9 protein-coding genes and 1 pseudogene are annotated in these 14,697 nt (G+C 58.7%); 4 read left to right on the top strand and 6 right to left on the bottom strand.

The annotated features are described in order from the left end of the window. Positions 1-40 precede the first annotated feature (40 nt). The 4 genes from clpX (at position 41) to AO388_RS00380 (ending at position 6,436) form a co-directional block, all read left to right on the top strand. The gene (clpX, locus tag AO388_RS00365; RefSeq protein WP_003368559.1) at positions 41-1,324 is read left to right on the top strand and encodes an ATP-dependent Clp protease ATP-binding subunit ClpX; all 1,284 of its coding nucleotides are present in this window, start codon (positions 41-43) and stop codon (positions 1,322-1,324) included. 207 nt (positions 1,325-1,531) lie between these two features. Beyond that, on the top strand, positions 1,532-3,928 hold the full coding sequence (lon, locus tag AO388_RS00370) for an endopeptidase La (protein WP_003368560.1): 2,397 nt from the start codon (positions 1,532-1,534) through the stop codon (positions 3,926-3,928). A gap of 146 nt (positions 3,929-4,074) precedes the next feature. Beyond that, entirely contained in the window at positions 4,075-4,347 is a 273-nt protein-coding gene (locus AO388_RS00375) for an HU family DNA-binding protein (protein ID WP_002552737.1), read from the top strand. Positions 4,348-4,552: 205 nt separating this feature from the next. Further along, entirely contained in the window at positions 4,553-6,436 is a 1,884-nt protein-coding gene (locus AO388_RS00380; RefSeq protein WP_058415893.1) for a SurA N-terminal domain-containing protein, read from the top strand. A 42-nt stretch (positions 6,437-6,478) separates the two neighbouring features. On the opposite strand, the pseudogene fabI reads toward AO388_RS00380, so the two are convergent. From fabI to AO388_RS00410, 6 genes and pseudogenes are all read right to left on the bottom strand, one after another. Further along, positions 6,479-7,270: pseudogene (fabI, locus tag AO388_RS26720) on the bottom strand (enoyl-ACP reductase FabI); the annotation flags it as partial. A 24-nt stretch (positions 7,271-7,294) separates the two neighbouring features. Next, entirely contained in the window at positions 7,295-8,905 is a 1,611-nt protein-coding gene (locus AO388_RS00390) for an ABC transporter ATP-binding protein (protein ID WP_004414034.1), read from the bottom strand. A gap of 1 nt (position 8,906) precedes the next feature. Next, complete coding sequence (locus tag AO388_RS00395) at positions 8,907-9,926, bottom strand: ABC transporter permease (RefSeq protein WP_058415895.1); 1,020 nt, start codon at positions 9,924-9,926, stop codon at positions 8,907-8,909. 1 nt (position 9,927) lies between these two features. Next, on the bottom strand, positions 9,928-11,001 hold the full coding sequence (locus tag AO388_RS00400; RefSeq protein WP_004414031.1) for a microcin C ABC transporter permease YejB: 1,074 nt from the start codon (positions 10,999-11,001) through the stop codon (positions 9,928-9,930). Position 11,002: 1 nt separating this feature from the next. After that, positions 11,003-12,859, bottom strand: coding sequence for an extracellular solute-binding protein (locus tag AO388_RS00405; protein ID WP_003368572.1), 1,857 nt, complete (start codon positions 12,857-12,859; stop codon positions 11,003-11,005). After that, entirely contained in the window at positions 12,856-14,685 is a 1,830-nt protein-coding gene (locus tag AO388_RS00410; protein ID WP_004414028.1) for an extracellular solute-binding protein, read from the bottom strand. Before AO388_RS00410 ends, AO388_RS00405 begins: the two co-directional genes overlap by 4 nt. Positions 14,686-14,697 lie beyond the last annotated feature (12 nt).

Below are 14,697 nucleotides of genomic sequence, written 5' to 3' on the forward strand. Positions count from 1 at the left end.
TTCATCTTGTGTTGCAAGCCTACCGGATTGGATCGATCGAATGACTGACACCCGCAACGGCGAGGACAACGGCAAATTGCTCTATTGCTCCTTCTGTGGCAAAAGCCAGCATGAAGTGCGCAAATTGATTGCCGGCCCCTCGGTCTTTATCTGCGACGAGTGCGTCGACCTGTGCAACGACATCATCCGTGAGGAGGTGCAGGAAGCCCAGGCCGAAAGCAGCGCGCATAAATTGCCTTCGCCAAAAGAAATCAGCGGCATCCTTGACCAGTATGTAATCGGTCAGGAACGTGCCAAAAAGGTTCTCGCAGTAGCGGTGTACAACCACTACAAGCGTCTGAATCAGCGTGACAAGAAAAACGACGACGTCGAACTGGGCAAGAGTAACATCCTGCTGATCGGACCTACGGGTTCCGGCAAGACGTTGCTGGCCGAAACTCTGGCTCGCCTGCTCAACGTACCGTTCACCATCGCTGACGCCACCACCCTGACCGAAGCCGGTTATGTGGGTGAGGACGTCGAAAACATTATCCAGAAGCTGTTGCAGAAATGTGATTACGATGTCGAGAAGGCCCAGATGGGTATTGTCTACATCGACGAAATCGACAAGATTTCGCGCAAATCCGACAACCCTTCGATCACTCGTGACGTGTCCGGTGAAGGCGTGCAGCAAGCCTTGCTGAAACTGATCGAGGGCACCGTGGCTTCCGTTCCGCCTCAAGGTGGTCGCAAGCACCCGCAGCAGGAATTCCTGCAGGTGGACACGCGTAATATTCTCTTTATCTGCGGTGGCGCCTTCTCGGGCCTGGAAAAGGTCATTCAGAACCGTTCCACCCGTGGCGGCATCGGCTTCAACGCCGAGGTTCGCAGCAAGGAGGAGGGCAAGAAGGTCGGCGAGTCGCTGCGTGAAGTCGAACCTGACGATCTGGTCAAGTTCGGTCTGATCCCCGAGTTCGTGGGCCGTCTGCCGGTGCTTGCAACGCTGGACGAGCTGGATGAGGCTGCTTTGATACAGATCCTCACCGAGCCGAAGAACGCACTGACCAAGCAGTATGCCAAGCTGTTCGAGATGGAAGGTGTGGACCTCGAGTTCCGTACCGATGCGCTGAAATCGGTTGCCCGTCGCGCGCTGGAGCGCAAGACCGGTGCCCGTGGCCTGCGTTCGATTCTCGAGGGCGTGCTGCTCGACACCATGTACGAAATCCCGTCGCAAAGCGATGTGAGCAAGGTGGTGATCGACGAAAGCGTTATCGATGGCACGTCCAAGCCGTTGTTGATCTACGAAAACAACGAGCCGCCTGCCAAGGTTGCTCCCGACGCATAAACGCATGTTCATATGCGTGTGAAGTAATACTGAAGGGGGCCTTTTTGGTCCCCTTTTGCATTTTTAGGCTGTTCATTCGTTTTGTATGAAGAAACTGATCTTGGCGGGTCGCGCCTCTAGAGCTTGTTTTTTTCTGACGCTACCCCCATCTTGGCTTCAAGCTAATTCCATCTGTCCCGGCCAATTGGCCGCCGTAGAGGCGAAATCATGAAGACCACTATTGAATTGCCTCTCTTGCCATTGCGTGATGTCGTGGTTTATCCGCACATGGTTATCCCGCTGTTCGTGGGGCGCGAGAAGTCTATCGAAGCCCTTGAAGCGGCAATGACAGGCGACAAGCAGATCCTGCTGCTCGCGCAAAGAAACCCGGCTGACGACGATCCTGATGAAAAGGCTCTGTACAGCGTCGGCACCATTGCAACCGTATTGCAATTGCTCAAGCTGCCCGATGGCACCGTCAAGGTGCTGGTCGAAGGTGAGCAGCGTGGTTCGGTAGAGCGTTTTATCGAAGTCGATGGCCACTACCGCGCAGACGTCTCGCTGATCGACGAAGTCGATGCACCGGACCGTGAATCCGAAGTGTTCGTGCGCAGCCTGCTGGCTCAATTCGAGCAGTATGTGCAACTGGGCAAGAAGGTCCCCGCAGAGGTCCTGTCGTCGCTTAACAGCATCGATGAGCCTGGTCGCCTGGTTGACACCATGGCCGCGCACATGGCGCTCAAAATCGAGCAGAAGCAGGAAATACTCGAGATTATCGACCTGTCAGCCCGTGTCGAGCATGTGCTGGCCTTGCTGGATGCCGAAATCGACCTGCTGCAGGTCGAAAAGCGCATTCGCGGTCGCGTTAAGAAGCAAATGGAGCGCAGCCAGCGCGAGTACTACCTGAATGAGCAGATGAAGGCCATTCAGAAGGAACTGGGCGATGGCGACGAAGGCCACAACGAAATCGAAGAGCTGAAAAAGCGCATCGATGCCGCAGGTCTGCCCAAGGACGCTCTGACCAAGGCGAATGCCGAGCTGAACAAGCTCAAGCAGATGTCGCCGATGTCCGCCGAAGCGACCGTGGTGCGTTCCTACATCGACTGGCTGGTTCAGGTGCCGTGGAAGGCGCAGAGCAAGGTACGTCTGGACCTTGCGCGTGCCGAAGCGATTCTCGATGCCGACCATTACGGTCTGGACGAGGTCAAGGAACGCATCCTCGAATACCTCGCCGTGCAAAAGCGCGTGAAGAAGATTCGTGGCCCTGTGCTGTGTCTGGTAGGTCCACCGGGTGTGGGTAAAACCTCCCTGGCCGAGTCCATCGCCAACGCAACCAACCGTAAATTCGTGCGGATGGCACTCGGCGGCGTGCGTGACGAGGCTGAAATTCGTGGTCATCGCCGGACTTACATTGGTTCGATGCCAGGAAGATTGATACAAAAGATGACAAAGGTGGGCGTTCGCAACCCGCTGTTCCTGCTTGACGAAATCGACAAGATGGGCAGCGACATGCGTGGCGATCCGGCGTCGGCATTGCTCGAGGTGCTTGATCCCGAGCAGAACCACAATTTCAACGATCACTACCTTGAGGTCGACTACGATCTTTCGGACGTGATGTTCCTTTGCACGTCGAACTCGATGAACATTCCGCCAGCCTTGCTGGACCGGATGGAAGTCATTCGCCTGCCGGGCTACACCGAAGACGAAAAGATCAACATCGCCGTCAAGTACCTCTCGCCCAAGCAGATTCAGGCCAACGGCTTGAAGAAAGGTGAGATCAGTTTTGATGAGGATGCGATCCGCGACATCATCCGTTACTACACCCGTGAAGCGGGCGTGCGCGGGCTTGAGCGTCAGATTGCCAAGGTCTGCCGCAAGGCGGTCAAAGAGCACGCGATGGAAAAACGTTTCGCGGTTCAGGTCACAGCCGACATGCTCGAGCACTTCCTGGGCGTGCGCAAGTTCCGCTACGGGCTGGCAGAGCAGCAGGATCAGATCGGTCAGGTCACCGGCCTGGCGTGGACGCAGGTGGGTGGTGAATTGCTGACCATCGAGGCTGCCGTGGTATCGGGCAAGGGCCAGTTGATCAAGACCGGTTCGCTCGGGGATGTGATGGTCGAATCCATTACCGCAGCCCAGACCGTGGTTCGCAGCCGGGCTCGTAGCCTGGGCATTCCAGCTGATTTCCACGAGAAACACGACACGCATATCCACATGCCGGAAGGCGCCACGCCGAAGGATGGACCGAGCGCTGGTGTGGGCATGTGCACCGCCCTTGTTTCGGCGCTTACGCAGATCCCTGTGCGTGCGGATGTGGCAATGACGGGCGAAATTACTTTGCGTGGTCAAGTGCTGGCGATTGGTGGTTTGAAGGAAAAACTGCTGGCTGCACACCGTGGCGGAATCAAGACGGTGATCATTCCAGAAGAAAACGTGCGTGATTTGAAGGAGATTCCTGACAATATCAAGCAGGATCTGCAGATCAAGCCCGTTAAATGGATTGACGAAGTCCTGCAAATTGCGCTGCAATACGCGCCGGAGCCTTTGCCGGACGTGGCTACAGATCTGGTCGCCAAGGAAGAGAAGCGCGAGTCTGACTCTAAGGACAGAATTAGCACGCATTAAGTCTGGGCAGGCTTCCTTGACAGCTTTTTAGAGCCCTTGTTATAAAGCCGCTCTTTAAAGCAATCACTGGCAAGCCTTCCAGCGCTCGTTTTGCTTAACACCTAAAACTTAGAAACATACTCAATATAGAGATAAGGGGACTTAGAGTGAACAAGTCGGAACTGATTGATGCTATCGCTGCATCTGCTGATATCCCGAAAGCTGCTGCTGGCCGCGCGCTGGACGCAGTGATCGAATCCGTCACTGGCGCTCTGAAGGCTGGCGACTCGGTTGTTTTGGTTGGCTTTGGTACGTTCTCCGTGACTGATCGTCCTGCTCGCATCGGTCGCAACCCTCAGACTGGCAAGACGCTGGAAATCGCTGCTGCCAAGAAACCAGGTTTCAAAGCCGGTAAAGCTCTTAAAGAAGCTGTCAACTAAGCCTCTCTATGCCTTTGCCCGCTGGATCGGGCCTGTCCTGATCCAGTAGCGGAGCGGTGGTGCACTCGGTTGCGACACCGAGGGGTTCGAGCCCTACCGCTTCGTCAGTTACGAGAAGGCGCATCCTCGGATGCGCCTTTCTTCTATCCGCTTTCTACCCACGCTCCGCGGTTGGTTAGTCAGTACAACCGTTTTGGGGGACGCAATGCTGCAGAACATCAGGGACAATTCACAAGGCTGGATTGCCAAGACAATTATCGGACTCATCATCGCCTTGATGGCCTTCACCGGCATCGAAGCGATGTTTACCGCTACCAGCAACAAGCAGAACGCGGCTGAAGTCAACGGCGAGGACATCTCTCAGAATGAGTTGAGCCAGGCTGTCGACATGCAGCGCCGCCAGTTGGCTCAGCAGCTTTCGCAACAGCTGGGCAAGGATTTCGATCCTGCCATGCTGGATGAAAAGCTGCTGCGCGAATCAGCGCTCAAGGGCCTGATCGACCGCAAGCTGCTGCTGCAAGGCGCGGCGGATGCCAAGTTCTCGTTTTCCGACGCGGCACTGGATCAGCAGCTTTTGCAGACGCCTGAATTTCAGGTGGACGGTAAATTCAGCGCTGACCGTTTCGATCAGGTGATTCGCCAGTTGGGTTACAGCCGTCTGCAGTTCCGCCAGATGCTGGGTCAGGAAATGCTCATCGGTCAGGTGCGTGCAGGTGTTGCCGGCAGTGCCTTTGTAACCGACGCACAGGTTGAAGCCTTCGCACGCCTCGAAAAGCAGACCCGTGATTTCGCGTCGCTGACCCTGCCTGCCGATACCTCGGCGGTCAAGGTGACCGATGACGAAGTCAAGGCGCATTACGACGAGCATGCCAAGGAGTTCATGAGCCCTGAGCAGGTCGTACTCGACTACATCGAATTGAAGAAGTCGTCCTTCTTCGACAAGGTGCAGGTCAAGGACGAGGACCTGCAGGCGGCTTATCAGAAGGAAATCGCCAATCTGTCCGAACAGCGTCGTGCGGCACACATCCTGATCGAAGTGAACGACAAGCTGAATGACGAGCAGGCCAAGGCGAAGATTGAAGAAATTCAGCAGCGTCTGGCCAAGGGTGAGGATTTCGCGGCATTGGCCAAGGAATACTCGCAGGACCCTGGTTCGTCCAACAAGGGCGGTGATCTGGGCTACGCAGGCAAGGGTGTCTATGACCCGGCTTTCGAAGAGGCACTGTATGCCTTGAACAAGGATCAGGTTTCGCAGCCGGTGCGTACCGATTTCGGCTGGCACCTGATCAAGCTGCTGGGCGTTGAAGCACCTTCGGTGCCGACCTTTGCCAGTCTGAAAGGCAAGCTGACCAACGATTTGAAATCGCAGCTGGTCGAGCAGAAGTTTGTCGAAGTGACCAAGCAACTGGAAGACTCGGCGTTCGAATCGTCCGACCTGTCCCAGCCGGCACAGGACCTGGGCCTGAAGGTTCAGACCACTGCACCGTTCGGTCGTGAGGGCGGCGAAGGCCTGACGGCCAACCGTGCGGTCATCCAGGCGGCATTCAGCCCTGAAGTGCTGGAAGAAGGCGCCAACAGCAACACGCTGGAGCTGGATCCGGAAACCGTTGTGGTGGTGCGCTCCAAAGAGCACCTGCAACCGCAGCAGTTGCCACTTGAGAGCGTTGCCAGCTCGATTCGCGCTCAACTGGTCAAGGAGCATGCTTCGGCAGCTGCCAAGGCCAAGGGCGAGGCGCTGCTGGCCGGTCTGCGTGAGGGCAAGATTCCTTTGGCTGCCAAGCAGGACGGTCGTGACTGGAAGATGATGGAAGCGGTCACTCGCAGTCAGGAAGGGGTTGACCCTCAAGTGCTGCAGACGCTGTTCCGCATGCCCAAGCCGGCAGGCAAGGACAAGCCGGAATTCGCCAGCATCACTGCTTCGGACGGCAGCTTCGTGATCGTCCGTCTCAATGGCGTCAACCAGGCGGCTGCGCCGACTGACGCCGAGAAGGCACAATACCGTCGCTTCCTCGCCTCCCGCGAGGGGCAGCAGGATTTCGCGGCGTACCGTGCACAGCTGGAAAGCAAGGCGAAGATCGAGAAGTTCTAGGCTCGAAACGCGTAAACAAAGAAGGCCGCTCATTGAGCGGCCTTCNTCCATGCTGCCCATCGCGGTGGTGTTGAAGCCGCCGTCGACGTACATGATTTCACCGCTGATGCCCGACGCCAGGTCGGAGCACAGGAACGCGCCGGCGTTGCCGACTTCGTCGATGGTGACGTTACGGCGCAGAGGGGTCTGCGCTTCGTTGGCCGCCAGCATCTTGCGGAAGTTCTTGATGCCTGACGCGGCCAGGGTGCGGATCGGGCCGGCCGATACAGCATTGACGCGAGTACCTTCCGGGCCGAGGCTGCCGGCCAGGTAACGAACGCCAGCTTCCAGGCTGGCCTTGGCCATGCCCATGACGTTGTAGTTGGGCATGGTGCGCTCTGCGCCCAGGTAGGACAGGGTCAGCAGGCTGCCGTTGCGGCCCTTCATCATTTCGCGACCGGCCTTGGCCAGGGCCACGAAGCTGTAGGCGCTGATGTCATGAGCGATGCGGAAACCTTCGCGCGTGGTGGCTTCGGTGAAGTCGCCATCGAGCTGGTCGCCAGGCGCGAAGCCGACCGAGTGAACGATCACGTCCAGGCCGTCCCACTTCTTGCTCAGCTCTTCGAAGACCTTGTTGATCTCTTCGTCGCTGGCCACATCGCAAGGGAAGCACAGCTCAGGGCCCGAACCCCAGCCTGCGGCGAACTCTTCGACACGACCCTTGAGTTTGTCGTTCTGGTAGGTGAAGGCAAGCTCTGCGCCTTCACGATGCATGGCGGCGGCAATACCGGATGCGATGGACAGTTTACTGGCGACACCGACGATCAGGACGCGCTTACCGGCGAGAAAACCCATGTGTTGTTCCTCTTCAGGTTCAGGTTAATCGACAGCTACCGGCGCCAGGAAGGCGGCCTCCAGCAGCTGCTGTGTATAAGGATGTTGCGGTGCGGCGAAGATATCCTGCGCTGCACCCTGTTCGACCACTTGGCCTTGCTTGACCACCATCAACTGGTGGCTCAGCGCTTTGACGACAGCCAGGTCATGGCTGATGAACAAATACGTCAGGTTGTACTTGGTTTGCAGCGAGCGAAGCAGCTCGACGACCTGACGCTGTACGGTCCGGTCGAGGGCCGAGGTCGGCTCGTCCAGCAAAATCAGCGCCGGCTTCAAGACCAGCGCACGTGCAATGGCGATCCGCTGGCGTTGGCCACCGGAGAACTCGTGAGGGTAGCGGTGCCGGGTATCCGGGTCCAGACCAACCTCCCTGAGCGCTTCGATAATCGCCGTCTGCTGTTCGGCCGCCGTACCCATGCCGTGGATTCGCAAGCCTTCGCCAACGATTTCAGCCACCGACATGCGCGGGCTCAAACTGCCAAACGGGTCCTGGAAAACCACTTGCATCTGCCTGCGCAGCGGACGGATTTGCTGTTGCGACAGGGATTCTAGCGCGTTGCCCTTGAACCGTATGGTGCCCTGACTGCCGATCAGTCGAAGAATCGCCAGGCCCAGCGTCGATTTGCCCGACCCGCTTTCACCCACAATACCCAGTGTTTGCCCTTGCGGCAGGCTGAAACGTATGCCGTCCACCGCCTTGACGTGGTCGACCGTACGCTTGAGCAGGCCTTTTTTGATCGGGAACCAGACTTTCAGGTCCTCGACTTCAAGCAGCGGGGCGCCGGCGGTGTTGGTCGATGGACCGCCGCTGGGCTCCGCGCTGAGCAACACTTGAGTGTAAGGATGTTGCGGCGAACGGAACAATTCTTCGCACGATGCCTGTTCGACGATGCAACCGCGCTGCATGACACATACTCGGTTGGCTATTTGCCTTACCACGTTCAAATCGTGGCTGATCAGCAGCAGTGCCATGCCCAGGCGAGCCTGCAACTGCTTGAGCAGTTCGAGGATTTTCAGCTGTACCGTCACATCCAGCGCAGTGGTCGGTTCGTCGGCAATCAGCAGCTCGGGTTCATTGGCCAGGGCCATGGCGATCATCACACGCTGACGCTGGCCACCTGAAAGCTCGTGTGGCAGCGCTTTGAGGCGTTTGTGTGGCTCAGGTATGCCGACCAGATCGAGCAGCTCCAGCGTGCGCTCGGTGGCGGCCTTGCCAGTCAGGCCCTTGTGCAGGCCCAGCACCTCGTTGATCTGTTTTTCCACCGAATGCAGCGGATTGAGCGAGGTCATTGGTTCCTGGAAGATCATGGCGATGCGGTTGCCACGGATCGAACGCAGTTTTTTCTCTTCGACCTTCAGCAGGTCTTCACCCGCGTAGCGGATCGTGCCGCTCGGGTGGCTGGCGATGGGGTAGGGCAGCAGGCGCAGGATTGAGTGCGCGGTGACTGACTTGCCCGAACCGCTTTCGCCGACCAGCGCCAGCGTTTCACCACGACGAATATCGAAGCTGATGTTCTCGACCACGCGTTGCCGCGAGTCGCCCGTCACGAACTCGACCGCCAGATCGCGGATTTCGATCAGATTGTCATTGTTCATCTTATTTCCTTGGGTCGAAAGCATCGCGGGCGGATTCGCCGATGAACACCAGCAGACTCAGCATGATGGCCAGCACAGCGAAGGCGCTGATGCCCAGCCAGGGCGCCTGCAGGTTGGATTTGCCCTGCGCTACCAGCTCGCCCAGTGACGGCGAGCCGGCGGGCAGGCCGAAGCCCAGAAAGTCCAGCGCCGTCAGGGTGCCGATGGCCCCGGTGAGAATGAACGGCAGAAAGGTCATGGTCGATACCATGGCGTTGGGCAGGATATGGCGGAACATGATTGCGCCGTTCTCCATGCCCAGCGCCTGCGCGGCCCTTACGTATTCCAGATTGCGGCCACGCAGGAACTCGGCGCGCACCACGTCCACCAGGCTCATCCAGGAAAACAACAGCATGATGCCCAACAACCACCAGAAGTTGGGTTGTACGAAGCTGGCAAGGATGATCAGCAGATACAGTACCGGCAGGCCCGACCAGACCTCGAGGAAGCGCTGGCCCAGCAGGTCGACCCAGCCGCCATAGAAACCCTGCAAGGCGCCGGCAATGACGCCGATGATCGAGCTGAGGATGGTCAGGGTCAGGGCGAACAGTACCGAAATCCTGAAACCGTAGATCACCCGCGCCAGGACGTCACGGCCCTGATCATCGGTGCCCAGCAGGTTCTCCCGCGAAGGCGGCGCCGGAGCAGGGACTTTCAGGTCGTAGTTGATGCTCTGGTAGCTGAACGGGATGGGCGCCCACAGGGTCCAGCCATCCTTCGCGGCGAGCAGTTCCTTGATGTATGGGCTCTTGTAGTTGGCTTCCAGCGGGAATTCGCCACCGAAGGTGGTTTCCGGGTAACGCTCGAATACCGGGAAATACCAGTGGCCGTCGTAGCGCACAGCCAGCGGTTTATCGTTGGCGATCAGTTCGGCGCCCAGGCTCAGGCCGAACAGAATCAGGAACAGCCACAATGACCACCAGCCACGCCTGTTGGCCTTGAAGCGTTCGAAGCGACGGCGATTGAGAGGAGACAGCTTCATATCAATGCTTCCTGCTTTCGAAGTCGATGCGCGGGTCTACGAGGGTGTAGGTGATATCGCCGATCAGCTTCACCACCAGCCCCAGCAGGGTGAAGATGAACAGCGTGCCGAACACCACCGGATAGTCGCGGTTGATCGCGGCTTCAAAACTCATCAGGCCCAGGCCGTCCAGCGAAAAGATCACTTCCACCAGCAGCGAGCCGGTGAAGAAGATACCGATGAACGCCGACGGGAAGCCTGCGATCACCAGCAGCATCGCGTTGCGAAACACATGGCCGTAGAGCACCTTGTGGTTGCTCAGGCCCTTGGCTTTGGCCGTGGTCACGTATTGCTTGCTGATTTCGTCGAGAAAGCTGTTTTTGGTCAGCAGCGTCATGGTGGCAAAGTTGCCGATCACCAGTGCGGTGACTGGCAAAACCAGATGCCAGAAGTAATCGAATAGCTTGCCCAGCGTGCTCAGTTCGTCGTAGTTGTTGGAGGTCAGCCCGCGCAGTGGAAACCAGTTGAAGTAGCTGCCCCCGGCAAACACCACGATCAGCAGAATCGCGAACAGGAACGCCGGAATGGCATAGCCGACAATGATTGCCGAACTGGTCCATACGTCGAACTGGCTGCCGTGGCGCGTGGCCTTGGCAATCCCCAGCGGGATCGACACCAGGTACATGATCAGGGTGCTCCATAACCCGAGGGAAATGGACACCGGCATTTTCTCGACAATCAGGTCGATGACCTTGGCATCACGAAAGAAGCTGTCGCCGAAATCCAGCGTGGCGTAGTTCTTGATCATGATCCACAGGCGTTCCGGCGCCGACTTGTCGAAACCGTACATGCGTTCGATTTCCTTGATCAATGCCGGGTCCAGGCCTTGCGCGCCGCGGTAGTTGGAGCCGGCCACCGATACTTCGGCGCCGCCCCCGGCTATCCGGCTGGTGGCGCCATCGAAGCCTTCGATCTTGGCGATCATCTGTTCGACCGGGCCACCGGGGGCGGCCTGAATGATGACGAAGTTGATGATCAGGATGCCGAGCAGGGTAGGGATGATCAGCAGCAGCCGTCGCAGAATATAAGCCAGCATGTTATTGCTCCGCGTTCGCAGGCTTGGCCTGATCAGGGGCTGACGGGGTCGCGGCCACCGGTTTGACATCCGGCCTGGCCCACCAGGTCATCAGGCCGATATCGGAAAGTGCTTCGGCCTTGGGATGGTCGAGGTGATTCCAGTAAGCCACCCGCCAGGTCTTGATGTGCCAGTTCGGAACGACGTAAAAGCCCCACAGCAGCACACGGTCCAGTGCCTTGGTATGGGTGATCAGGCTTTGCCGTGAGTCGGCGTTGATCAGGCCGTTGACCAGCTCATCCACCGCAGGGTCCTTGAGGCCCATGAAGTTGCGGCTGCCCGGGTTGTCGGCGCTGGATGAGTCGAAGTACACGCGCTGCTCGTTACCTGGCGAGCTGGACTGCGGATAGCCAGTGACAATCATGTCGTAGTCCCGCGAGCGCAGGCGGTTGATGTATTGCGACACGTCGGCCCGACGAATCACCAGCTCGATACCCAAGTCGCTAAGGTTGCGCTTGTAAGGCAGCAGAATGCGCTCGAACTCGGTCTGGGCCATCAGAAACTCGATTTTTACCGGGTTGCCCTGCGCGTCGACCATCTTGTCGTCGACGATCTTCCAGCCCGCCTCCTGCAACAGCTGGAAGGCCCGGCGCTGCTGCGGACGGATCATACCGCTGCCATCGGTGACCGGCAGGGTGAAGGGTTCGCTGAACACGCGATCCGGAATCTTGCCGCGCAACGGTTCCAGAAGCTTGAGTTCTTCGGCAGACGGCAGGCCGCTGGCGGCCATTTCCGAGTTGTCGAAATAACTTTTGGTGCGGCTGTACGAGCCGTTGAACAGCTGTTTGTTGGTCCACTCGAAGTCCAGCAGCAGAGTCAGCGCCTCACGGACCCTGACGTCCTGAAACACGGGCTTGCGCAGGTTGAAGACAAAGCCCTGCATGCCCGTCGGGTTGCCATTGGGAAGCTCTTCCTTGATCAGCCTGCCGTCGCGCACTGCGGGCGTGTCGTAAGCGGTTGCCCAGTTCTTGGCACTGGTTTCCAGCCAATAGTCGAATTGCCCGGCCTTGCCGGCCTCCAGCGCTACCGTATTGTCGCGGTAGTAGTCGGTGGTCAGCACGTCAAAGTTGTAGAAACCCTTGTTGATTGGCAGGTCCTTTGCCCAGTAATCCTTGACCCGCTCATAACTCACCGAACGACCGGCCTTCACGTCGGCGACCTTGTAGGGGCCGCTGCCCAGCGGGAAGTCCAGGTTGCCCTTACTGAAATCGCGATCGGCCCAGAAATGCTTGGGCAGCACCGGCAACTGGCCAAGGATCAGCGGCAACTCGCGGCTGCCCTTGTGCTTGAACTTGAACAGCACGCGCAGCGGATCTTCGACGATGACCTGATCGACGTCGGCGTAGTAGCCCTTGTACATGGGCGAACCGTGCTCCATCAGGGTCTTGAAGCTGAATTCGACGTCGTCGGCGCGGATCGGGTGGCCGTCATGAAAGCGCGCCTCGGGGCGCAGATAGAAACGCACCCAGCTGTTGTCCGGGGACTTCTCGATCTTGCCCGCGATCAGTCCGTATTCAGTGAATGGCTCATCCAGGCTCGAGCGGGCAAGGGTGTCGTAGATCAGACCGATATCGTCTGCCGGTACGCCTTTGTTGATGAACGGGTTGAAGCTGTCAAAGCCGCCGAAGCCTGCCTGACGCAGCGTGCCGCCCTTGGGGGCATCCGGGTTCACGTAGTCGAAGTGCTTGAAATCAGCCGGGTACTTCGGCGCTTCGTCATACAGCGTCACGCCATGCTGAGGCGCAGCCTGTACTGTGCAGGCGAGGCTGGCCAGCAGCAGGCCTGCTGCCTGCGAGCGCAGGGAGTGCAGAGGGTTCATCGGGGCTTCTCCAGAGTCTTGAGCCACCACGCACGCAGCCCCAGAGTGTAGGGCGGTGTAGTGACCATGGCGAATCGGTTGCGATAGGCAAGCCGATGATTATTCAGATACCAGTTGGGGATGCTGTAGTGCTGAGACAGCAATACGCGGTCCAGCGCCCGCGCCGCGGCGACCTGTTCGTCCCGGGTTTGCGCGGCCAGCAGTTTGTTCAGCAGGGCATCGACCACGGGGTTGGCGATACCCGCGTAGTTCTTGCTGCCGTTGATCGCAGCCTGACTGGAATGGAAATACTGCCACTGCTCCAGACCGGGGCTCAGAGTCTGTTGCAGGGTCATCAGAATCATGTCGAAATCGAAACGGTCCAGACGTTGCTTGTACTGGGCGCGGTCGACGGTGCGCAGCCCTGCATTGATCCCCAGGCGGCGCAGGTCTTCGATGTAGGGTTGCAGAATGCGTTCGAGGTTGGGGTTGACCAGCAGGATCTCGAAGCGCAACGGTTGCTTGTCGGCATTGAGCAAACCCTTGTCCGACAGCGTCCAGCCAGCCTCGGCAAGCAGCTTCAGGGCCTTGCGCAAGGTCTCGCGCGGGATTGCGCCACCATCGGTTTTCGACGGGGCGAACGGCTGGGTGAACAGGCTGGCGGGCAACTGATCGCGGTAGGGCGCCAGGAGCAGCCATTCGGCCCCGGTCGGCAGGCCCGTCGCGGAAAACTCGCTGTTGGGGTAGTAGCTGATCGAGCGGTCATAGGCGTCGCTGAACAGCGTGCGGTTGGTCCATTCGAAATTGAACAGCAGACCCAGGGCTTCGCGCACGCGGATGTCGGCGAAGGCGGCGCGCCGGGTGTTCATGAACAGTCCCTGGGTCTGTGTCGGTATGCGGTGGGGGATCTGCGCCTTGATCACCTGACCATTGGCCACCGCGGGGAAGTCGTAGCCACTGGCCCAGTTCTTGGCCTGATGCTCGATGTAGATGTCGAATTCACCCGCTTTGAACGCTTCGAACGCCACGTCGCTGTCGCGATAGAACTCGACCTCGACCCGGTCGAAATTGTATTTGCCGCGGTTGACCGGCAAGTCCTTGCCCCAGTAATCCTTGACCCGCTCGAACACCAGTTGCCGACCCGGCTGCACGCGAGTGATGCGGTAAGGGCCACTGCCCAGCGGCGGCTCGAAGGTAGTCGCCTTGAAATCCCTGTCCTTCCAGTAATGTTGCGGCAACACCGGCAGTTCGCCCAGGCGCAGGATCAGCAGCGGGTTGCCCGAGCGCTTGAAGACAAACCGGATGCGATGACGGTTGAGAATGTCCACGCGCTGCACTTCCTGCAAGGCGGTGCGGTATTGGGGGTGACCGTCCTTGAGCAGTGTCCGGTAGGAAAACGCCACGTCGTAGGCGGTGATGGGCTTTCCGTCATGGAAGCGCGCCTGCGGGCGCAGGTTGAACACCACCCAGCTGCGGTCCTCGCTGTATTCCACCGACTGGGCGATCAGCCCGTAACTGGAGGTCGGTTCATCGCCGGATGGGTCGTATTGGCCTGTGCCGACCATCAGCGGTTCATTCAGCTCGTTGACACCATACTGCAGGAAGTTGCCAGTCGAGACCGGGCTGCTGCCCTTGAATGTGTAGGGGTTTAACGTGTCGAACGTGCCGAAGGCCATCATTCTCAGGGTGCCACCTTTCGGCGCCTCGGGATTGACCCAGTCGAAATGAGTGAAGCTGGCCGGGTACTTGAGAACACCAAACTGCGCGTAACCATGACTTTCGGTGATGGCTGCGTTGGCGCAGAAGCTCAAGGCCAGGCTGAGGGTCAGCAGGAAGGGACGTATCACGATCCAGACGGC

Source organism: Pseudomonas sp. ICMP 10191 (assembly GCF_001467335.1).
GTDB lineage: Bacteria > Pseudomonadota > Gammaproteobacteria > Pseudomonadales > Pseudomonadaceae > Aquipseudomonas > Aquipseudomonas cerasi.

Coding starts and splice junctions, on each gene's coding strand:
- clpX (WP_003368559.1), top strand. CDS start 41: ATGACTGACACCCGCAACGGCGAGGACAACGGCAAATTGCTCTATTGC.
- lon (WP_003368560.1), top strand. CDS start 1,532: ATGAAGACCACTATTGAATTGCCTCTCTTGCCATTGCGTGATGTCGTG.
- AO388_RS00380 (WP_058415893.1), top strand. CDS start 4,553: ATGCTGCAGAACATCAGGGACAATTCACAAGGCTGGATTGCCAAGACA.
- AO388_RS00390 (WP_004414034.1), bottom strand. CDS start 8,905: ATGAACAATGACAATCTGATCGAAATCCGCGATCTGGCGGTCGAGTTC.
- AO388_RS00395 (WP_058415895.1), bottom strand. CDS start 9,926: ATGAAGCTGTCTCCTCTCAATCGCCGTCGCTTCGAACGCTTCAAGGCC.
- AO388_RS00400 (WP_004414031.1), bottom strand. CDS start 11,001: ATGCTGGCTTATATTCTGCGACGGCTGCTGCTGATCATCCCTACCCTG.
- AO388_RS00405 (WP_003368572.1), bottom strand. CDS start 12,859: ATGAACCCTCTGCACTCCCTGCGCTCGCAGGCAGCAGGCCTGCTGCTG.